General features: G+C 71.8%; 20 protein-coding genes. 17 read left to right on the top strand and 3 right to left on the bottom strand.

Annotation, left to right across the window (positions count from 1 at the left end; all coding sequences use genetic code 11):
* The 8 genes from leuC to ACTHMF_RS09585 form a co-directional block, all read left to right on the top strand.
* On the top strand, positions 1 to 1113 hold a 1113-nt coding region (leuC, locus tag ACTHMF_RS09620; RefSeq protein ID WP_440317252.1), incomplete at its 5' end, for a 3-isopropylmalate dehydratase large subunit.
* On the top strand, positions 1113 to 1712 hold the full coding sequence (gene leuD / locus ACTHMF_RS09615; protein ID WP_314149078.1) for a 3-isopropylmalate dehydratase small subunit: 600 nt from the start codon (positions 1113 to 1115) through the stop codon (positions 1710 to 1712). The genes leuC and leuD, both read left to right, overlap by 1 nt.
* Positions 1709 to 3079: a UDP-N-acetylglucosamine 1-carboxyvinyltransferase gene (murA, locus tag ACTHMF_RS09610; RefSeq protein WP_314149077.1), complete on the top strand. Its 1371-nt coding sequence runs from the start codon at positions 1709 to 1711 to the stop codon at positions 3077 to 3079. The genes leuD and murA overlap by 4 nt, the downstream gene beginning before the upstream one ends.
* A gap of 74 nt (positions 3080 to 3153) precedes the next feature.
* Entirely contained in the window at positions 3154 to 3390 is a 237-nt protein-coding gene (locus ACTHMF_RS09605; protein WP_314149076.1) for a type II toxin-antitoxin system Phd/YefM family antitoxin, read from the top strand.
* Positions 3384 to 3791: a type II toxin-antitoxin system VapC family toxin gene (locus ACTHMF_RS09600; protein WP_440317251.1), complete on the top strand. Its 408-nt coding sequence runs from the start codon at positions 3384 to 3386 to the stop codon at positions 3789 to 3791. Before ACTHMF_RS09605 ends, ACTHMF_RS09600 begins: the two co-directional genes overlap by 7 nt.
* A gap of 79 nt (positions 3792 to 3870) precedes the next feature.
* Positions 3871 to 4680 carry a lysophospholipid acyltransferase family protein gene (locus ACTHMF_RS09595; protein WP_440317250.1) on the top strand — a complete coding sequence of 270 codons (810 nt, stop codon included), beginning with the start codon at positions 3871 to 3873 and terminating at the stop codon, positions 4678 to 4680.
* Positions 4673 to 5818 carry an NAD(P)H-dependent glycerol-3-phosphate dehydrogenase gene (locus tag ACTHMF_RS09590; RefSeq protein ID WP_314149074.1) on the top strand — a complete coding sequence of 382 codons (1146 nt, stop codon included), beginning with the start codon at positions 4673 to 4675 and terminating at the stop codon, positions 5816 to 5818. The genes ACTHMF_RS09595 and ACTHMF_RS09590 overlap by 8 nt, the downstream gene beginning before the upstream one ends.
* A complete protein-coding gene (locus tag ACTHMF_RS09585) occupies positions 5715 to 6806 on the top strand; it encodes a D-alanine--D-alanine ligase family protein (RefSeq protein ID WP_440317249.1) in 1092 nt (363 codons plus the stop codon). The genes ACTHMF_RS09590 and ACTHMF_RS09585 overlap by 104 nt, the downstream gene beginning before the upstream one ends.
* Before the next feature lie 69 nt (positions 6807 to 6875).
* On the opposite strand, the gene ACTHMF_RS09580 is transcribed toward ACTHMF_RS09585, so the two are convergent.
* The gene (locus ACTHMF_RS09580) at positions 6876 to 7418 is read right to left on the bottom strand and encodes a DUF3515 family protein (protein ID WP_314149072.1); all 543 of its coding nucleotides are present in this window, start codon (positions 7416 to 7418) and stop codon (positions 6876 to 6878) included.
* 25 nt (positions 7419 to 7443) lie between these two features.
* On the opposite strand from ACTHMF_RS09580, the gene thiL reads away from it, so the two are divergent.
* Positions 7444 to 8442: a thiamine-phosphate kinase gene (gene thiL, locus ACTHMF_RS09575; RefSeq protein ID WP_440317248.1), complete on the top strand. Its 999-nt coding sequence runs from the start codon at positions 7444 to 7446 to the stop codon at positions 8440 to 8442.
* 44 nt (positions 8443 to 8486) lie between these two features.
* Here thiL and rsmD read toward each other — a convergent pair whose 3' ends face one another.
* Entirely contained in the window at positions 8487 to 9053 is a 567-nt protein-coding gene (rsmD, locus tag ACTHMF_RS09570) for a 16S rRNA (guanine(966)-N(2))-methyltransferase RsmD (RefSeq protein WP_440317247.1), read from the bottom strand.
* A gap of 52 nt (positions 9054 to 9105) precedes the next feature.
* Here rsmD and ACTHMF_RS09565 point away from each other — a divergent pair, with 52 nt between their 5' ends.
* Together ACTHMF_RS09565 and ACTHMF_RS09560 are read left to right on the top strand one after the other, a co-directional pair.
* Positions 9106 to 9846, top strand: a complete 741-nt coding sequence (locus ACTHMF_RS09565; RefSeq protein ID WP_440317246.1) for a tetratricopeptide repeat protein — start codon at positions 9106 to 9108, stop codon at positions 9844 to 9846.
* A complete protein-coding gene (locus tag ACTHMF_RS09560) occupies positions 9843 to 12059 on the top strand; it encodes an ATP-dependent DNA helicase RecG (protein ID WP_440317245.1) in 2217 nt (738 codons plus the stop codon). Before ACTHMF_RS09565 ends, ACTHMF_RS09560 begins: the two co-directional genes overlap by 4 nt.
* Positions 12060 to 12213: 154 nt before the next feature.
* Here the strand turns inward: ACTHMF_RS09560 and ACTHMF_RS09555 are convergent, their stop codons facing one another.
* Complete coding sequence (locus tag ACTHMF_RS09555) at positions 12214 to 13119, bottom strand: hypothetical protein (protein WP_440317244.1); 906 nt, start codon at positions 13117 to 13119, stop codon at positions 12214 to 12216.
* Positions 13120 to 13336: 217 nt separating this feature from the next.
* Between ACTHMF_RS09555 and coaD the strand changes: the two genes are divergently transcribed.
* From coaD to rpmF, 6 genes are read left to right on the top strand one after another with little or no spacing between them, the layout of a single operon-like run.
* Entirely contained in the window at positions 13337 to 13819 is a 483-nt protein-coding gene (gene coaD / locus ACTHMF_RS09550; RefSeq protein ID WP_440317243.1) for a pantetheine-phosphate adenylyltransferase, read from the top strand.
* Positions 13816 to 14874 carry an AAA family ATPase gene (locus ACTHMF_RS09545; protein WP_440317242.1) on the top strand — a complete coding sequence of 353 codons (1059 nt, stop codon included), beginning with the start codon at positions 13816 to 13818 and terminating at the stop codon, positions 14872 to 14874. Before coaD ends, ACTHMF_RS09545 begins: the two co-directional genes overlap by 4 nt.
* A gap of 2 nt (positions 14875 to 14876) precedes the next feature.
* On the top strand, positions 14877 to 16196 hold the full coding sequence (locus tag ACTHMF_RS09540; RefSeq protein ID WP_440317241.1) for a DUF58 domain-containing protein: 1320 nt from the start codon (positions 14877 to 14879) through the stop codon (positions 16194 to 16196).
* Positions 16189 to 18453: a transglutaminase family protein gene (locus ACTHMF_RS09535; protein WP_440317240.1), complete on the top strand. Its 2265-nt coding sequence runs from the start codon at positions 16189 to 16191 to the stop codon at positions 18451 to 18453. The genes ACTHMF_RS09540 and ACTHMF_RS09535 overlap by 8 nt, the downstream gene beginning before the upstream one ends.
* Positions 18454 to 18512: 59 nt before the next feature.
* Positions 18513 to 19049: a YceD family protein gene (locus ACTHMF_RS09530; protein ID WP_440317253.1), complete on the top strand. Its 537-nt coding sequence runs from the start codon at positions 18513 to 18515 to the stop codon at positions 19047 to 19049.
* 2 nt (positions 19050 to 19051) lie between these two features.
* Positions 19052 to 19255, top strand: coding sequence for a 50S ribosomal protein L32 (gene rpmF / locus ACTHMF_RS09525; protein ID WP_018190667.1), 204 nt, complete (start codon positions 19052 to 19054; stop codon positions 19253 to 19255).
* Positions 19256 to 19442: the final 187 nt, after the last annotated feature.

The following is a 19442-nucleotide window of genomic DNA, read 5'->3' as shown; positions in this document are numbered from 1 at the left end:
GTCGGCCCGCAGCTCGGCCTCACCATGCCGGGCATCACCGTCGTCTGCGGCGACTCGCACACCTCCACGCACGGCGCCTTCGGCGCGATGGCGTTCGGCATCGGCACCAGCGAGGTGGAGCACGTGCTCGCCACGCAGACGCTGCCGCTCAAGCCGTTCAAGACCATGGCGATCACGGTCGAGGGCGAGCTGCGGCCCGGCGTGACCGCGAAGGACATCATCCTCGCCGTCATCGCCAAGATCGGCACCGGCGGCGGCCAGGGCTACGTGCTCGAGTACCGCGGCAGCGCCATCCGCTCGCTCTCCATGGAGGGCCGGATGACGATCTGCAACATGTCGATCGAGGCCGGCGCCCGCGCCGGGATGGTCGCGCCGGACGAGACCACGTTCGCCTACCTGAAGGGCCGTCCGCACGCCCCGGCCGGAGCCGACTGGGACGAGGCCGTCGCCTACTGGAAGACGCTGCAGACCGACGACGACGCCGTGTTCGACGCCGAGGTGTACCTCGACGCGGACGAGATCGAGCCGTTCGTCACCTGGGGCACGAACCCCGGCCAGGGCGTATCGCTCAGCCAGGAGGTCCCCGACCCCGCCGCGATCGAGGAGCCGAACGCTCGCGCCGCGGCCGAGCGCGCCCTCGAGTACATGGACCTGACGCCGGGCACGCCCATGAAGAGCATCCCGGTGGACGCCGTCTTCATGGGGTCGTGCACCAACAGCCGCATCGAGGACCTGCGCGCGTTCGCGTCCATCATCAAGGGCCGCACGAAGGCCGACGGCGTCCGCGTCATGGTCGTCCCCGGCTCGGCGCGCGTGCGCATCGAGGCCGAGGCGGAGGGCATCGACAAGATCGTCGAGGAGTTCGGCGCAGAGTGGCGGTTCGCCGGCTGCTCGATGTGCCTGGGCATGAACCCCGACCAGCTCGCGCCGGGGGAGCGCTGCGCCTCCACCTCCAACCGCAACTTCGAGGGACGCCAGGGCAAGGGCGGCCGCACGCACCTGGTGTCGCCGCTGGTCGCGGCGGCCACCGCCATCCGCGGCACGCTGTCCAGCCCGTGGGACCTCGAGCACGACGACGCCGATACGCCGGCCGGAGAGAAGGTGGGCGCCTGATGGAGAAGTTCGAGACCGTCACCGGTGTCGCCGTCCCGTTCCGCCGGTCGAACGTCGACACCGACCAGATCATCCCCGCCGTCTTCCTCAAGCGCGTCACCAAGACGGGCTTCGACGACGCCCTCTTCCACGAGTGGCGCAAGGATCCGGAGTTCATCCTCAACCAGCCCGCCTACCAGGGCGCGACCGTGCTGGTCGCCGGCCCCGACTTCGGCACCGGCTCGTCGCGCGAGCACGCCGTCTGGGCGCTGCGCGACTACGGCTTCCGGGTGGTGCTGAGCCCGCGGTTCGCCGACATCTTCCGCGGCAACTCCGGCAAGCAGGGCCTGCTCGCCGGCGTCATCTCCGAGGAGGACGCCGAGCGGCTCTGGGCGGCCATCGAGGCCGAGCCGGGAATAACCGCGACGGTGGATCTGGTTTCCAAGACCGCGACCGTCGGTGAGGTCCAGGTGTCTTTCGACATCGACGACTACACTCGCTGGCGTTTGCTCGAAGGGTTGGACGACATCGCTCTGACCCTGCGCGACGAGGCGCGCATCTCCGAATACGAAAGCGGCCGCGCGAGCTGGCGGCCCAAGACCCTCCCGGTGAAACTTTGAACTCACTTCTTCAGGACGCTCAGGCGGCAGGAGCGCGCGTCGGCCTCAAGGGCGACCGCATCACGATCAACGGCGGCATCCCGCTGCGGGGCCGCATCGAGGTCCGCGGCGCCAAGAACTTCGTCACGAAGGCGATGGTCGCGGCCATCCTGGGCGAGGGCCCGAGCGTCCTGAGGAACGTTCCGGACATCTCCGACGTCCGCGTGGTGCGCGGGCTGCTCGAGGTGCACGGCGTCAAGGTCACCGACGGCGCGGAGGAGGGCGAGCTGCTGCTCGACCCGAGCGCCGTCGAGTCGGCGCACATGGCCGACATCGACGCGCACGCGGGCTCCAGCCGCATCCCGATCCTGTTCTGCGGGCCGCTGCTGCACCGTCTCGGCGAGGCGTTCATCCCCGACCTCGGCGGCTGCCGCATCGGCGACCGGCCGATCGACTACCACCTCGAGGTGCTGCGCAAGTTCGGCGCCGTCGTCGACAAGCTCCCCAGCGGCATCCGGATGACGGCCCCCAACGGCCTGCACGGCGCCAAGCTCGAGCTCCCGTACCCGAGCGTCGGCGCGACCGAGCAGGTGCTGCTCACCGCGGTCCGCGCCGAGGGCATCACCGAGCTCAAGGGCGCGGCGATCGAGCCCGAGATCATGGACCTCATCAACGTCCTGCAGAAGATGGGTGCGATCATCTCGGTCGACACCGACCGCGTGATCCGCATCGAGGGCGTCGACAAGCTGGTCGGCTACAGCCACACCGCGCTGTTCGACCGCAACGAGGCCGCCAGCTGGGCGGCCGCGGCACTGGCGACCGGCGGCGACATCTACGTCGGCGGCGCCCGCCAGCCCGAGATGCTCACCTTCCTCAACGTCTTCCGCAAGGTCGGCGGCGCGTTCGAGATCCACGACGACGGCATCCGCTTCTTCCACCCCGGCGGCGAGCTGAAGCCCGTCGTGATCGAGACCGACGTGCACCCCGGCTTCATGACCGACTGGCAGCAGCCGCTCGTGGTCGCGCTCGCGAAGGCGAACGGCGTGTCGATCGTGCACGAGACCGTGTACGAGCAGCGCTTCGGCTTCGTCGACGCTCTGATCGACATGGGCGCGAAGATCCAGGTGCACAAGGAGTGCCTCGGCGGTCACGACTGCCGGTTCGGCCAGCGCAACTTCAACCACTCGGCCGTCATCATGGGCCCGGTGGACCTGAAGGGCGCCGACGTGGAGATCCCGGACCTGCGCGGTGGCTTCAGCCATCTCATCGCCGCGCTGACGGCCGAGGGCCGCTCGACCGTGAGCAACGTCGGCATCATCTCTCGCGGCTACGAGAATTTCATCACCAAGCTGGAGCTGCTCGGCGCGGACTTCGTGCTCGAGGGCTGACTTCTCCACAACCCCGGGAAATCCCGCTGATTTCCACAGATCCCCCGTTGTCTCACCCGTGATACAGTCCGCTCATGGAGTCTGTAACAGTGCGAGAACTCAGGAATCATGGTGGAGACATTCTGGACCGGGTGGCGCGTGGCGAGCACCTGACGGTGACCCGTGACGGCGCGGCGGTGGCGGAGCTCTCGCCACTGCCGGCGCCCGCCACGACGCTGTCGGTGCTGATGGACCGGCGCTCCCGGCTCCCCGAGGTGGACCCGCGCGCGCTGCTCGCGGACATCGACGAGCTGGTGGACCAGTCGTGGTGACGGCCGGTCTGCTCGACACGTCGACGCTCATCCTGCTCGGCAGGGTGGCCGACCCGTCGACCCTGCCGGACATCCCGTCGATCAGTGCGGTGACGCTGGCCGAGCTGTCGGTGGGTCCGCTGGTGGCGTCGACGGACGCCGAGCGCGTCGCCCGCCAGGCGCACCTGCAGCTGGCGGAGTCCGACTTCGCGCCGATTCCGTTCGACGCGGCGGCGGCGCGCGCGTTCGCCGGCGTCGCCGCGTCGTTCCGCGCCGCGGGCCGCAAACCGTCCGCGCGCGCGTTCGACGCGCTGATCGCCGCGACGGCGATCTCGCGCGGGCTGCCGCTGCACACCTGCAATCCAGCGGACTTCCAGGACATCGCCGGGCTCGACGTCCGGCCGGTCCCGGTGGCGGGATGACGCGCCGTGGCGGCGCCGGTCTTCCCGTCCGGCGACCTGTCGTCACCCCGCTCCCGGCGACGGCCTGGATAATGGGATGGTGCCGCATCCCGAAGAGCCCGTGAACACGCCCGTGCCTCCAGAGCATCCAGAGCGCTCCGAGCGCTCGGAGCGCTCCGAGAAGAGCCGTCCCTCCATCTTCTGGGTGCTCGCGGCGATCCTCGTGCCGATCGGCAGCCTCCTCGCCCGGTTCCGGATCGTGGACGGCGAGAAGATGCCGAGGCACGGCGCCTACATCATCTCGCCCAACCACTACAGCGAGATCGACCCGGTGATGATGGGCATCGCGATCTGGAAGCTGGGTCGGCTGCCGCGATTCCTCGCGAAGGAGAGCCTGTTCCACGTGCCGGTGCTCGGCTGGTTCCTGCGCAAGTCGGGGCAGGTCCCCGTCGCGCGCGGCGGGTCGGCCCGGGGCTCCGCTCCGCTCGACGCTGCGCAGAAGATCGTGGAGGACGGCCGCGTCGTCGTCATCTACCCCGAGGGATCGCTCACGCGCGACCCCGACATGTGGCCGATGCGCGGTAAGACCGGCGCGGCACGGATGGCGCTCGAGCACGACATCCCCGTGATCCCGATGGCGCACTGGGGCACGCAGCAGGTGATGGCGCGCTACGCCAAGAAGATCAGCGTCTTCCCGCGCAAGACCATCACGGTCAAGGTGGGCGACCCGGTCGACCTGTCCGCGTTCCGCGGGCGCAACCTCGATGCGGCGACGCTGAACGAGGCGACGGCCGTGATCATGGACGCGATCACCGCGCTGCTGGAGGATCTGCGCGGGGAGAAGGCTCCGGAGGCCCGCTGGGACCCGAGCCAGCACAACCAGAAGGAGACCGGCCGCTTCGATGGCTAGAGCACAGGCCCGCAGACCAGCCCCCGCCCGCCGCATCGCCGTCCTCGGCGCCGGCAGCTGGGGGACCACCTTCGCCAAGATCCTCGCGGACGGCGGCTCCGATGTCGTGCTGTGGGCGCGCCGTCCCGAGCTCGCCCGCGAGATCAACGAGGTCAAGCGCAACAGCGACTACCTCGAGGGGATCAACCTGCCGCGCAACCTGCGCGCCACCTCCCGCCTCGGCGAGGCGATGCAGGGCGCGGAGCAGGTGTTCGTGTCCATCCCGAGCCAGACGCTGCGGTCGAACCTCGACGCGATGATCCCGTATCTCGGCCCGTCGACGATCGTCGTGAGCCTGATGAAGGGCGTCGAGAAGGGCACCGGCCTGCGGATGAGCGAGGTGATCGCGCAGGGACTGCCGATCGAGCAGGAGCGGATCGCCGTCGCCTCCGGGCCGAACCTGGCGCTCGAGATCGCGCGCGAGCAGCCGACGGCCGCCGTGGTCTCCTCGGTGAGCCTGGAGACCGCGCAGGCGGTCGCGATGTCCGCGACCAACCGCTACTTCCGCAGCTTCGTCAACACGGACGTGATCGGCACCGAGTTCGGCGGCGTCCTCAAGAACCTGATCGCCGTCGCCATCGGCATCGTCGACGGCGTCGGCTACGGCGAGAACACGAAGGCGTCGATCATCACGCGCGGACTCGTGGAGATGACCGACTTCGCCGTCGCCTACGGCGCGGAGCCGCAGACGCTCTCCGGGCTCGCGGGGCTCGGCGACCTGATCGCCACGTGCGAGTCGCCGCTCAGCCGCAACAACACCGCCGGGCGGCTGCTCGGCCAGGGCTACGGCTTCCACGACGTCGTGAAGCAGATGAACCAGACGGCGGAGGGGCTCGCCTCGGTGGCGCCCATCCTGAGCCTGGCCGAGGCGCGCGGGGTGGAGATGCCCATCGTGCGCCAGGTCAGCCAGGTGCTCGCCGGAACGCTGCAACCCAAGGACATCGCCCCGCACCTCACGACGGAGGACGATGAGCCGCAAGGCGAAAGGACAACGGATGACGGAAAAGGTCGCGGTCGCACTTCTGTTTGGGGGTCGCTCAAGCGAGCATTCGATCAGCTGCGCGACGGCGGCGGGGGTGCTCGCGGCGATCGACCGTGAGAAGTACGACGTCATCCCCGTCGGCATCACCGCCGATGGCGCCTTCACGCTGCAGCCGGACGACGCCGAGCGCTTCGCGCTGAACGCCGACGCGATGCCGAGGGTCGAGGACAACGGCACGCGCGTGCGCTGGCCGGAGGTCGCCGGCTCGCGGACGCTGACCGTGACCCGGCAGGACGGCTCCACCGAGGCGATCGGCGACGTGGACATCGTGTTCCCGATCCTGCACGGCCCGTGGGGCGAGGACGGCACGATCCAGGGGATGCTCGAGCTCGTCGGCCTGCCGTACGTCGGCAGCGGCGTTCTGGCGAGCGCGCTCGGGATGGACAAGCATTTCACCAAGACCGTTCTCCGCCAGGCGGGCATCCCGGTCGCGCCGTGGGTCACGGTGTCCGAGGTCGAGTGGCGTGCGGCTCCGGACGACGTCCGCTCTGCTGCCGGGCAGCTCGGACTGCCCGCGTTCGTGAAGCCCGCACGGGCCGGGTCGAGCGTCGGCGTCAGCAAAGTGAAGGACTGGACCGAGCTGGACGCCGCCATCGAGACCGCGTTCGCGGAGGACGACCGCATCCTCATCGAGTCGAGCGTCGCCGGCCGTGAGGTGGAGATCGCCGTGCTCGGCGGCCGCCCCGGCGAGCCGGCGCGCGCGTCGGTCGCGGGGGAGATCGTGGTCTCCGGTCGCGACTTCTACGACTTCGCGGCGAAGTACCTGGACGCGCCCGGCATCGACCTGGTCTGCCCCGCGAACCTGACCGAGGCCGAGCTCGCCCGGATGCGCGACCTCGGGGTGCGCGCCTTCGACGCCATCGGCGCGGAGGGGCTCTCGCGCGTCGACTTCTTCCTCACGGAGGACGGCTTCGTCGTCAACGAGATCAACACGATGCCGGGCTTCACGCCGATCTCGATGTTCCCGCGCTGCTGGCAGGAATCCGGCCTGAGCTACCCCGACCTCATCGACGAACTCATCCAGGTCGCCCTCGCCCGCGCCTGACCGCGCCTGTCCCCGTCCGGTACGCCTGCTCCCTGCGCGAGCACGCTCAGACGTACCGGGCGGGGTCGGTCATCGGGACGGGGTGGGCGACGGGGTGTCGGACGGTGTGGGCGTCGCGGTGGGGGTGAGGCTGGTGTCGAGCGTGGAGAGGCACTTCTGCGTCTGCTTGACCGTCGCGATCGCCGACGCGAACTCGGGCAGCACCGCCGCGTCCGACGCGCCGGAGACGTGGTCGATGATCACCTCGGTGGCCGGCGTGCGCCCGAAGGTCTGGTAGACCACCTGCTTGGCGGCCGGGTCCGACATCAGCACCCAATCGATCCCGTTGACGCTCACGCACGGCTTCGTCGTCGGCCCGAGCGGGGGGACGCCGCAGCGCAGCAGCACGGCGGCGGGGTCGCCCCACGCCCCGGTCGCCTGCGCGTCCGTCTCGCGCTGCGCCTTGCCGGCGACCGAGTCCGGCAGCCGGACGCTGATCTGCGCGCAGCCCGGGTCGTTCGCGTCCGCGGCCGCGTCGAGGGACACGGTCGGGGCGCATCCGGTCAACGCGAGAGCGGCGGCGGCGAGGACGGTTGCGGAGAGCGCGCTGAGGGCGGTGCGGCGAGGAGACATCCGTTTCAGGCTACCGTTTTGGAACATGGGACGGACTGAGAGCGCCGGCGGCGCGACCATCGGCGAGGCGACCGAGCGGGAGGCGCTGCGGCGCATCTTCCCGCTGCTGCCGCCGGCGGAGGCGACCATCGTCGGACCGGGCGACGACGCGGCGGTGCTCGCGGCACCGGACGGGCGGTACGTCGTGACGACGGACATGATGGTGCACGGCCCCGACTTCCGCCTCGCCTGGTCCTCGCCCGAGGACCTGGGCTGGAAGGCCGCGGCGACCAACCTCTCCGACGTCGCCGCGATGGGCGCGGTGCCGACCGCCCTCGTGGTCGCCATCGCCGCGCCCGCTGACTTCCCGGTCGCCGGCCTGGAGCAGATCGCGGACGGGTTCCGGACCGCGTGCGCGGCGCTCGCGCCGGGCTGCGGCGTGGTCGGCGGCGACCTGTCGGTCTCCGAGACGCTCACCGTCGCGGTGACGGCGTTCGGCGACCTGCAGGGCCGGGCGCCCGTACTGCGCAGCGGCGCGCGGCCGGGGGATGTGCTCGCCGTCTCGGGTGCCCTCGGTGCGGCGGCCGCCGGGCTCCGGCTGCTGTTCACGGAGGCGGTGGATGCGGACGGGCACCCCGACGCCGAGCGCTTCGCGCGGGTGGCGGCGGCCCATCCCGAACTCGTCGGCGCGCAGCTGCGGCCGCGTCCTCCCGTGGCCGACGGACCGCTGGCGGCCGCGGCGGGCGCCACCGCGATGCTCGACCTGAGCGACGGCCTGGCGCTGGACGCGCGCCGGATGGCCGAGGCGAGCGGTGTCGCCGTCGACATCGATGCGGACGCGCTCGGCGACGACCCGCGCACCGCGCTGACCGGGGGAGAGGACCACGGCCTCCTCGCCGCATTCCCGCCGGATGCAGCCCTGCCGGGGGGCTTCCGGCGCATCGGCGCGATCCGGGACGGGGAGGGCCTGCTGGTCGCCGGCCGCCCGTTCGACGAGCGCGGCGGCTGGGACCCCTACCTCGAATGGGACGGCCGCACCGGCTGACCGCCCCGCCGCCCGCGCGGAGCGCTGAGCGCGGGGCGCGGAGCTCAGGCGGGGACGGCGTAGTGGACGGCGGTCTCGCCGTAGGCCTTCGTCCGGAGCAGTTCGAGGCCCGGCGGCAGCGTCGGCTCGCCGTCGCGCGTGCTGCGTTCGATGCACACCGTCGCGTCCTCCGCCAGCAGCGGGACGAGCGCCTGAAGCGCCGCGAGCAGTTCGGCGTCGCCGAGGTCGTACGGCGGGTCGAGGAAGACCAGGTCGAACGGTCCCGTCGCCGTCGCGAGCGCCAACTGGACCGACGAGGCGCGCACGTCGACGTGCGGTCGCGCGCCGGAGCGGGCGGCGCGCGTGACGGCGTCCGCGTTCCGCCGGCAGATCGCGGCCGCCGCCGCGTTCTTCTCCACGAGCGTGACCGACGCGGCTCCGCGGCTGGCCGCCTCCAGGCCGAGCGCCCCGGATCCCGCGTACAGGTCGAGCACGCGCGCCGCGTGCACGGCGTCCCGCGCCTCGAGGGCCGAGAAGATCGCCTCGCGCACGCGGTCGCTCGTCGGCCGCGTGCCGCTCTTCGGGACCTGGAGGGCGAGCGAACCGGCGAATCCGGAGACGATGCGGGTCATGACGCATCCGAGCCTATAGCGGTCGCGGCCCGGCTTCTCGCAAGATAGAGGGATGGACGAACGCCTCGAACAGGCGGAACTCGACGCCCTGTGGCGGTTTGACGACCCGTACGTCTCCGCCGAAAGACTGGCGATCGCCGCTGCCCAGCCCGACCGCTCGGAGCTCGTACGCGCCGAGTTGGAGACCCAGCGCGCCCGGGCGCTCGGCCTGCAGGGCCGATTCGCCGAGGCGGATGCACTGCTGGAGTCCCTGGAGCCGGCGATCGGCACGCTGGCCGTTCGCATCCTGCTGGAGCGCGGCCGGCTCCGGAACACGGAGGGCGAGTCCGATGCGGCGATCGAGTTGCTGGAGGAGGCGCTGCAGGCGGCCAGGCGCGAGGGTGAGACGTACCTCGCCGTCGACGCCGCGCACATGCTCGCGATCGCCGACCGGGCGCGCGCGGAGCAGTGGACGGACGAGGCGCTGGCCGACCTGGCGGACACCGACGACCCGCGCACGCTGCGCTGGGGGATCGCGCTGCACAACAACCGCGGCTGGGCGCGCTTCGAGGCGCGCGACCTCACGGGTGCGCTCGCCTCGTTCGAGGACGCCCTGCGCGCCGCGGAGGCCTACGGCACCGTCGACCAGCAGTTCGTCGCGCGCTGGTCGCTCGCCCGCTGCCTGCGCGAGCTCGGCCGCACCGGGGATGCCGTCGCCATCCAGCGCAGGCTGGCGGCCGAGCGCCCGGACGACCCCGATGTCGCCGCGGAACTCGACGCGCTGACGGGGGCGACGCCTACGATCGAACCATGACCTCTGCCACCGCCCCGGCCGTCGAGGGTGCCGTGACCCTCGACTCGAAGCTCAGCGGGGTGCTCGGCGGTCGCACGGCCTCCGCGTTCGAGAAGGCGTTCGGGATGCGCACCGTCTCCGACCTGCTCAGCCACTACCCGCGCCGCTACGCCAAGCGCGGCGAGCTGACCGCCCTCGCGAATCTGCCGCTGGACGAGAACGTCACGATCATCGCCGAGGTGCTCCGGGTGCAGGAGCGGCCGATGCGGGCGCGGCGCGGGTCCATCCTCGAGGTGAAGATCTCCGACGGCGAGGGGATCCTCACCCTCACGTTCTTCAACCAGGCCTGGCGGTCGCGGGATCTGGTGCCCGGCGTCCGCGGCATCTTCGCCGGCAAGGTGTCCGCGTACCGCGGTGCGCTCCAGCTCGCCCACCCGGACTACGAGCTGTTCGAGCCGGACTCGCCGGACGCGGTGCTGCCCGGCGGCGCCGCGGCGAAGGAGTGGGCGCAGACGCCCATCCCGATCTACCCGGCGACCAGCACTGTCGCCAGCTGGCAGGTGCAGAAGGCGGTCGGCCTCGCGCTGGATGCGCTCGGACCGACGCCGGACCCGGTGCCGGCAGCGGTCTCCACCGAGCGCGGTCTGCTGCCGTTCCGGGACGCGCTGGAGGGCATCCACCGGCCGCAGAAGGACGCGCAGTGGCAACGGGCGAGGGACGCGCTGCGCTTCCAGGAGGCGTTCGTCCTGCAGACGGCGCTGCTGCAGCAGCGCGCGGCGTCCCGCGAGTCCGCCGCGACGCCGCGCCGCGCAGCGCCGGACGGGCTGCTGGCCCGGTTCGACGCCGCGCTGCCGTTCGAGCTGACCGGCGACCAGGTCGTGGTGGGCCGCGAGATCAGCAGCGACCTCGACTCGGAGGCGGCGATGCACCGGCTGGTGCAGGGCGAGGTGGGCTCCGGCAAGACCCTGGTGGCGCTCCGGGCGATGCTGGCGGTCGCCGACTCCGGCGGCCAGTCCGCGCTGCTCGCACCGACCGAGGTGCTCGCGGCCCAGCACCTGCGCTCCATCGCCGCGATGCTCGGCCCCGACCTTTCCGCCCAGCTGATGCCGACCCTGCTGACCGGCCAGCTCTCGGCGGCGGAGCGCAAGCGCGCTCTGCTGCGGACGGTCTCCGGCCAGGCGCGGATCGTCGTCGGGACGCACGCGCTGCTCGGCGACGCCGTCACGTTCTTCGACCTGGGGCTCGTCGTCGTGGACGAGCAGCACCGCTTCGGCGTCGAGCAGCGCGAGGCGCTGCGGGCGAAGGGCGGAACGCCGCCGCACGTCCTGGTGCTGACCGCGACGCCCATCCCGCGCACGGTCGCGATGACGGTCTTCGGCGACCTGGACGTCTCGACGATCGCGCAGCTGCCCGCCGGCAGGCAGGGCATCGAGAGCTTCGTCGTCCCACTCGCCGACCGGCCGGGCTGGGAGCGCCGGATCTGGGAGCGCGCGTCCGAGGAGATCGCCAAGGGCAGGCAGGTCTTCGTGGTCTGCCCCGCGATCGCGGGCAAGGAGGCGGAGGACGACGCCGAGGAGCCGGCCCCCGACGCCGACGCCGATCCGTCGGCGCCGGCGCGCCCGGTGGCGAGTGTGGAGTCGGTGGCCGCCCAGGTGCGCGCGGATCCGCTGTTCGCCTCCGCACGGATCGGCGTTCTGCACGGCAAGCTGCCCTCGGACGCGAAGGACGAGGTGATGCGGGCGTTCGCGGCCGGCGACATCGACCTGCTCATCGCGACCACCGTGATCGAGGTCGGCGTGAACGTCCCGAACGCGTCGGCGATGGTCGTGATGGACGCGGACCGGTTCGGCGTCTCGCAGCTCCACCAGCTGCGCGGCCGGGTCGGCCGCGGCGACATCCCCGGCCTGTGCCTGCTGGTGACCGCGGCGGAGCAGGGCAGCCTGGCGCGCGAGCGCGTCGAGGCGGTCGCGGCGACGTTGGACGGCTTCGAACTGGCGAACGTGGACCTGGAGCTGCGCCGCGAGGGCGACGTCCTCGGCAGCAGGCAGTCCGGCGGCCGCTCGTCGCTGCGGCTGCTGCGCGTCGTCAGCGACGGCGAGCTGATCGCCGAGGCGCGCATCGCCGCGGAGGAGACCCTCGCCTCCGATGGCGGCCTCGCCGCGCATCCCGCCCTCGCCGCCGCCCTGGCCCGCCGCCTCGACGAGACCGAGCGCGCCTTCCTCGGCCGCAGCTGACCCCGCCCGCCGCCCCCCGCCTGCCGCCCCCCCGCCGTCCGTTCCGGAGTTCTTCACGCAACACGCCGCGCGGAGGCGGGAACAACTCCGGAAGCGATGGCAGCGCCAAACGATTCCGGAATTGTGCACGCAACACGCCGCCCGGAGCTGTGAATTACTCAGGACGTGATCGGTGATAGGCGCGGCGGACGGTGAGGACAGCGCGCGGGATCGGCGGGCGGAGGTCGTCCGCGGTGAGGAAGACGACGTCCCATCCGGCCGCTCTCAGCCGCTCGCGGCGGTCGATGTCCTCCCGGTAGACGGCCGTGTCGGTGCGATGGTGGTCGCCCAGGTACTCGATCGCGAGTCGGCGCTCCGGATAAGCCAGGTCCACCATCGCGATGCGCATGCCCCGGTCGTACACGTGATGGTTGAGGGCAGGCTCCGGAAGACCTGCGCCGACCAGTTCGAGCCGCAGCCGGGTTTCCTGCAGCGAGAGCGACCCGTACCGTACGGAGTCGAGCGCCTGCCTCAGGAGGCGGATGCCCGGCCGACGGCCGTGGTGCCGCACCGCTCGCTCGAGATCGTCGCGTGTCCACGGACTTGCGACATGAGAGTGCGGCTCGTCGCCGGTGATCAGCCAGTCGCCGATGACGATGAGGTCGACGAGAGGCAGGTCAGCGGACAGTTGCGCCCAGGCATCCTCTGCCGCGACGACGCGTAGTCCATCGACGACCACGACACGATGGCCCGCGGCCCGCAGCTCGTGGCCGATGACGCCACGCATCTGCGGGGGTTTTCCGGGTGCGAACGCTGCGACGTGGATGTCGTCCGGCAGCACCGACGACCGGAGCGGGAAGCCGTGCAGCACGGCGGCGGAGTGATGGCTGAACACGTCGCCTGGACGGTCCCGCGCGTGATAGGCGATGCAGCGAGCGCGGTGATCGTCGAGCTCCGCCCCGATCGTCCGCACCCCGCGGAACGGCCGCTGCACGCCTGCGCCGTAGAGGCGGCGCCGCGTCCACCCCGCGGCGTACGCGTCGCCGACCGTGAACCCGGTTCGCTCCACCAGCCCGGTCATCGCATCCCCCCGATCGCTCCCGAACACTCTCGTCCCTTCTCGCCCGCCCTCCGCGTTATCCACATCCCCGTCATCCATTCCGGAGTTCTTCACGCAACACCCCGCAGCAGAGCGTGAAGCATTCCGGGACAGACGGCGGCGGAACCCGCGCCGCGCGCGACGCGAGATAACGGATTCACAACGAAATGACGGTTATCGCGGGATAGTCTGGTGCCCTATGAACAGGATCGCCGTAGTCCCTGGATCGTTCGACCCGGTCACGCTGGGGCATCTCGATGTCATCGAGCGTGCCGCCGGCCTCTGGGACGAGGTCCACGTGCTGGTGGTCCACAACCCGGACAAGTCCGCCCTGCTGCCCATCGCGCAGCGGGTGGCGCTGCTGGAGAGGTCCATCGAGGACGCCGGGATCGTCGGGAACATCGTCGTGGCGTCCTGGTCGGTCGGCCTGCTCGTCGACTACTGCACCGACGTCGGGGCGCACGTGCTGGTCAAGGGCATCCGCTCGCAGGTGGATGTCGCCTACGAGACGCCGATGGCGATCGTGAACAGGCACCTCGCCGAGGTCGACACCGTGTTCCTGCTGCCGAACCCCGCGAACGCGCATGTCTCCAGCTCGCTCGTCCGCCAGGTCTCCGCCCTGGGCGGCGACGTCAGCCCGTACGTCCCCGCCGCCGTCTACGACTATTTGCAGGAGACATGAACAGTTACGCGACGCGTCAGCCGACGGACTCCTCCGTCGCTCCGGAGGAGATGGGCCGGGCCGCGCCCGGGATGGACCTGGACGAGCTCAGACGCGCCGCGGAGCAGATCACGGCCAACGTCGAATCGGTCATCGACGGCAAGCACGACGCCGTGCAGACCGCGCTCGTCGTCCTGCTCGCCGAGGGCCACCTGCTGATCGAGGACGTGCCGGGCGTCGGCAAGACGATGCTCGCGAAGTCGCTGGCCAAGTCCGTCGACTGCACGGTCAGCCGCATCCAGTTCACGCCCGACCTGCTGCCGAGCGATGTCACCGGCGTCTCCGTCTACAACCAGGCGGAGCGCCGCTTCGAGTTCAAGCCGGGCGCCGTGTTCGCCAACATCGTCATCGGCGACGAGATCAACCGCGCCAGCCCGAAGACCCAGTCCGCGCTGCTGGAGTGCATGGAGGAGCGCCAGGTCACGGTCGACGGCTCCACCTATCCGCTCTCGGCGCCGTTCATCGTCGTCGCGACGCAGAACCCGGTCGAGATGGAGGGCACGTACGCCCTGCCGGAGGCGCAGCGCGACCGGTTCATGGCCCGCATCGCGATGGGCTACCCGGACGAGGACTCCGAGCTCGCGATGCTCACGACGCGCGACACCTCCAGCCCGCTCTCGCGGATCGGGCCGGTGGTCACCTCCGAGGAGCTGCGCTCGATGATGACGACGGCGCGCGGCGTTTTCGCCTCGGCCCCGGTCAAGCAGTACGCGGTGGATCTCGTGCGCGCCACCAGGGAGGACCGTGACCTGCGCCTCGGCGCCAGCCCGCGCGCGACGCTGCAGCTGGTGCGCGCGGCGAAGGCGATGGCCGCTCTCGACGGCCGCGACTTCGTGCTGCCGGACGACATCGACGCCCTCGCCGTCCCGGTTCTCGGGCACCGTCTGCTGCCGACCAGCCGCGCCCTCGGCCACCACCACGAGAGCGCCCCCGTGATCGCGGACATCGTGCGCCGGATCGTCGCATCGACGCCGGTGCCGGTCGGTTCGGGCGCGATCGGCGGCGGCAGGGAGTAGCCGTGGCCGGTCGCGGGCGGGCGGCGTCGCCGCTGAAGAAGCCGCGCCCCACCGCGCGCGGCTGGGCCTTCGGCGCGGTCGGCGTCGTCGCCCTGGCCGCCTCCGCCTTCTTCGGCCGCACCGACGTGCTGTTCGTCGGCGTCTTCCTCACTGTCCTGGTGCTCGCCGCGATGATCTCGGTGACCGTCGACCGCCCGCGCCTGACCGTCGCCAGGAGCTTCCACCCCGACGTCGTCGCGGTCGGCGAGAAGGCGACCATCGTCACCACCGCGCGCAACCTCTCCTCGCGACCGAGCCCGCCCGCGCGCTGGCGCGAGTTCGCGCCGGACGCGGTCGAGGTGCAGCCGTCCGCGCCGTTCCCGCGCCTCGGCCCGCACCAGCTGAACGTGACACACGGCAGGGACACCGTCGTGCTCCGGCAGGACGTGGTCGCCGCGCGCCGCGGCTCGCACGCGGTCGGCCCGCTCATCGTCAGCAGGGCGGACCCGTTCGGGATCGCCTACGCCGAGTACGCGGTCGGTCAGCCGCGGCAGCTGCTGGTCACGCCGCGCGTGGTGCCGCTGCGCCGAGGCGAGCTGGATGTTGCGCACAGCGAGGGGACAGAGCACGAGCTGCAGCGGCACAGCATCCCGAGCGCGGACGAGCTGATCGCCAGGGAGTACCGACCGGGCGATCCGCTGCGCCGCGTGCACTGGCGCGCGACGGCACGCCATGACAAGCTGATGGTGCGGCAGGAGGAGCAGCGCAGCAACCCGGAGGCGTGCCTGCTGATGGACACGCGGGCCGGGGAGGCCGGCGACGAGGAGTTCGAGACGCTCGTCGAGTTCGTGGCCTCCATCGGCGTGCACCTGCTCGACAACGGCTTCGTGGTGAGCGTGGTCGAGACCGCGCAGCGGCAGCTCGGCGGCCGCAGCGGCGCCGGCCGTTCCGGGACGCTCGGCTCGTCGACCCCGACCTACGACGTCGGGAGCGCCGACCGGCTGCTGCTCGCGGACCTCGCCGCCGTCGACGCGGTGTCCGCCGAGGCCGCGGCCCGGGACGACGCGGTCGCCGAGCTCGCCGCCGGCCTGCGCCGCGCCGGCCGCCCGGTGCCGGTGTTCGCGGTGCTGCTCGGCAGCACCCCGGAGCTCGGCTCGCTCGCCGGGCTGCGCGGGATGGGCGACCCGGCCGTCGCGTTCCTCGGCCCGTCCGCCGGCCCTCAGGTGGAGGAGGTGCTCGCCGACGCGGGCTGGCTGTGCATCCCGTTCGCTGCGGGCGCGGATCCGGCCGAGGCGTGGCAGCGTGCCGCGCTGCAGCAGAGGGCGGCGGTGACGCATGGTTAGCGAGACGCTCGCCGTCGGCGTCCCGCGGGTCGCGCGGCGGCGCATGGGCTACTGGCGGCTGACCGGCGCCCTCGTCGTGCAGGTGCTCGCCGTGAGCTTCGCGCTGATCGGCCTCATCCAGGGTCCCGGCTGGTGGCTCGCGCTCATGCTGCCCGCGTCGTTGCTGCTGGTGGTGGGGGCGGCGCTGCGCACCATCGGCGTCGCGCGCGGGATCGTCCCGGTGCTGCAGCTGGTGCTGTCCGCGGTGATCATGACGGTCGCGTTCGGCGGTGGCACCGGGCTGCTCGGCCTGATCCCGACCCCGGCGACGGTGCAGCGCTGGGGCGTCTACGGGCAGCAGGCGATGCTCTCGATCTACCAGCAGGGGACGCCGGCGGAGGCGCTTCCCGAGTTCTTCTTCCTGGTCGTCGGCGGCGCGTGCCTGCTCGCCGTGATCCTGGACGTGACGGCGATCGCCCTGCGGACGCCCGCGTTCACGGCGCTCGGCGTTGTCGCCGTGCTCGTGGTGCCCGGCGCGCTGCTCGGCGACGGACTCGACCCGATCTCGCTCGCGGCGTCTGCAGCCGCCTTCCTCTGGCTGCTGCGCTGCGACGTCCGCACCCGCCGGCCGGGCACGCCGCGGCCCGGGGCAGCGCTGTCGGTCGGCGCGTCGGCCGTCGTCGTCGCCGTCCTGCTCGCGGGCACGGCACCCGGGTTCGACCGCGGCGGCGCCGCGTCGTTCACCGCGGGCGGCATCTCCATCGGCGGCACCGTCACCCCGCTGATCGACCTCGGCAAGGACCTGCGGCGCCCGGCGGCGGTGCGCGCGCTGACGTACACGACGTCGGCGAAGAGCGGCCAGTACCTCAAGCTCGCCTCGCTCGACCAGTTCACCGGCTCGGTCTGGAAACACAGGGAGCGCGACACCAAGCGGCTCTCCGATGGTGCGGCGCTCGGCCCCGTCGCCGGCCTGTCCGACCAGGTGAAGACGGTCACGGTCCAGACCACGGTCCAGATCGACGACATGACCAGCCGCTGGCTGCCCGCGCCGTATCCTGTGCAGTCGGTCAAGGGGCTGAACGGCACCTGGTCGTGGGATCCCGACGACCTCACGATCGGCGGCATCAACGCAACGACCCAGGGCCAGAAGTACACGGCGTCCAGCCTGCTGCTCCAGCCGACCGCCGACCAGCTGAAGGCGGCGGGCGGGATCGTGCCCGCCGAGATCGAGCGCGACCTGTTCCTGCCGCCGAACATGCCGGCGATCATCGGGAAGACCGCGCTGGAGGCGACGGCCGGCGCCGTCTCCGAGTACGACAAGGCGGTCGCGCTGCAGGACTACTTCCGCGACAACGGCTACGTCTACTCCACGCAGACCCCGCTGAAGCAGGGCTACGACGGCGACGGTGCGCGCGTGATCGCCACGTTCCTCACCGTCAAGAGCGGCTACTGCGTCCACTTCGCGTCCGCGATGGCGCTGATGGCACGCAGCCTCGGCATCCCGTCGCGCGTCGCGGAGGGCTACCTCCCCGGCGCGAGCAGCGGAGGCACCGCGAACAACCCCGGCGAGTACACGGTGACCAGCGACGACCTGCACGCGTGGCCGGAGCTCTACTTCGCGGGCGTCGGCTGGGTGCCGTTCGAGCCGACCGTCGGCCGCGGCACGGTCCCCGCGTACACCCGGCCGGAGACGACGCCGACCGTGCCGGTGCCCGGGTCGACCACCGGCTCGACGACCGCGCCGAAGCGCGTCGTGCCGACCGACCCCGCCAGCGTGGCCGGCGCGTCGTCGACCACGCCGCCGTCCCCGTTGCAGCCCGTGCTCTCCGGCGCCGGCGTCGCCGTGCTCGTGCTCGCGGTGCTGCTGACCCCCGCGGTGCTGCGCCGCGTGCGCCGTCGCACCAGGCTCCGCAGGCTCGGCGAGGAGTGGGGCGGAGCCTCCGTGGTGTGGGACGAGCTGCGGGACACCGCGCGCGACCTCGGCTGGTCGGCGCCGGACACCGAGACGCCGCGCGTCTTCGCAGGCCGCATCGCCGCGGCCGTCGCGGGGACGCCGGGGGAGGACGCCGTGCTGCGCCTGCTCGCGGTGCGCGAGCGAGATGCGTTCGGCCCGCCGACGCGCGCGGTCGCGGTCGGTCTCGCCGACGACCTGATCCGCGTCATCGACGCCCTGCAGGCCACGGCGGGGCGCGCGACCAGGATCAAGGCCGCTCTCATTCCTGTGTCCTTGCTGCCAGCCGTCTGGCCGTCCGCCGCGAACACCGGGAGACCCGCGTAAACTAGCCGACCGTGACCACGTTCAGAAGCACCCCGTACACCGTCGGCGTGTACGACCTCATGCGCCGTCCGGGCGAGATGAAGGAGCAGCGGCTCAGCATCCCCGTGACCGAGAGACTGGGGGAGGGACTGCTCTCCGTCGCGGAGGGCGCGACCATCGACGTCGACCTCCGGATGGAGTCGATGCACGAGGGGATCCTCGTCACCGCCGACGCCCAGACGACCGCGACCGGCGTCTGCGGGCGGTGCCTGATCGACATCGAGCGGCCTGTCCAAGTCGATTTCCAGGAACTTTTCGCGTATCCTGCTGAGGAAGCTTTCGATTATGAGGTTCACGACGACCACGTGGATCTTGAACCTCTGATCAGGGATGCGGTGGTGCTGGCACTGCCGTTCCAGCCGGTGTGCCGGCCGGACTGCCCGGGTCTCGACCCAGAGACCGGGGAGAGGCTGGCGGATCTACCGGAGCGTGAGCCCGAGCAGACCATCGATCCTCGCTGGTCCGCGCTCGAGGGTTTCCAGGCTTCCGACACCGAATCCACAAGCACAATGTCCACCCCTACTGGCCCGGCGACCGGGTCCGGAGAAGAGAGTTAGTCATGGCCGTTCCGAAGCGGAAGCAGTCTCGCGCCAACACGCACGCCCGTCGTTCGCAGTGGAAGGCCGAGGTCCCCACGCTCGTCAAGACCATCGAGAACGGCAAGGTCACCTACAGCCTGCCGCACCGCGCCAAGGTCGTCGAGGACTCCGCGGGCACCGCGCTCTTCCTCGAGTACAAGGGCCGCAAGGTCGCCGACGTCTGATCTGACCCAGACGGGTCGGTGACTCTGTATGGTCGGCGAGAACACTGACCGCAGCGCACTTATCGAGAAGCGCGGCGTGGACATCCACAACCCGCTTCGCGAGCGTGCGCGGGCGCATCGGTCGGTCGGGTCCGAGCACGGCGGGCGCGCCCACAACGCGCGCCTCGAGTTCCGCGGCGCCTCCCCC

The organism is Leifsonia sp. (assembly GCF_051955155.1).
In the GTDB taxonomy this organism is placed as follows: domain Bacteria; phylum Actinomycetota; class Actinomycetes; order Actinomycetales; family Microbacteriaceae; genus Leifsonia.
This window is presented reverse-complemented; position numbering and strand designations above follow the sequence as displayed.

Bases quoted from the DNA above. Each gene is read 5' to 3' on its own strand.
- ACTHMF_RS09545 (WP_440317242.1), top strand. From the start codon at position 13,816: ATGAACAGTTACGCGACGCGTCAGCCGACGGACTCCTCCGTCGCTCCG.
- ACTHMF_RS09590 (WP_314149074.1), top strand. From the start codon at position 4,673: ATGGCTAGAGCACAGGCCCGCAGACCAGCCCCCGCCCGCCGCATCGCC.
- ACTHMF_RS09555 (WP_440317244.1), bottom strand. From the start codon at position 13,119: ATGACCGGGCTGGTGGAGCGAACCGGGTTCACGGTCGGCGACGCGTAC.
- leuD (WP_314149078.1), top strand. From the start codon at position 1,113: ATGGAGAAGTTCGAGACCGTCACCGGTGTCGCCGTCCCGTTCCGCCGG.
- ACTHMF_RS09580 (WP_314149072.1), bottom strand. From the start codon at position 7,418: ATGTCTCCTCGCCGCACCGCCCTCAGCGCGCTCTCCGCAACCGTCCTC.
- thiL (WP_440317248.1), top strand. From the start codon at position 7,444: ATGGGACGGACTGAGAGCGCCGGCGGCGCGACCATCGGCGAGGCGACC.
- ACTHMF_RS09585 (WP_440317249.1), top strand. From the start codon at position 5,715: ATGACGGAAAAGGTCGCGGTCGCACTTCTGTTTGGGGGTCGCTCAAGC.
- rsmD (WP_440317247.1), bottom strand. From the start codon at position 9,053: ATGACCCGCATCGTCTCCGGATTCGCCGGTTCGCTCGCCCTCCAGGTC.
- ACTHMF_RS09535 (WP_440317240.1), top strand. From the start codon at position 16,189: ATGGTTAGCGAGACGCTCGCCGTCGGCGTCCCGCGGGTCGCGCGGCGG.
- ACTHMF_RS09565 (WP_440317246.1), top strand. From the start codon at position 9,106: ATGGACGAACGCCTCGAACAGGCGGAACTCGACGCCCTGTGGCGGTTT.
- ACTHMF_RS09560 (WP_440317245.1), top strand. From the start codon at position 9,843: ATGACCTCTGCCACCGCCCCGGCCGTCGAGGGTGCCGTGACCCTCGAC.
- rpmF (WP_018190667.1), top strand. From the start codon at position 19,052: ATGGCCGTTCCGAAGCGGAAGCAGTCTCGCGCCAACACGCACGCCCGT.
- ACTHMF_RS09605 (WP_314149076.1), top strand. From the start codon at position 3,154: ATGGAGTCTGTAACAGTGCGAGAACTCAGGAATCATGGTGGAGACATT.
- coaD (WP_440317243.1), top strand. From the start codon at position 13,337: ATGAACAGGATCGCCGTAGTCCCTGGATCGTTCGACCCGGTCACGCTG.
- ACTHMF_RS09530 (WP_440317253.1), top strand. From the start codon at position 18,513: ATGCGCCGTCCGGGCGAGATGAAGGAGCAGCGGCTCAGCATCCCCGTG.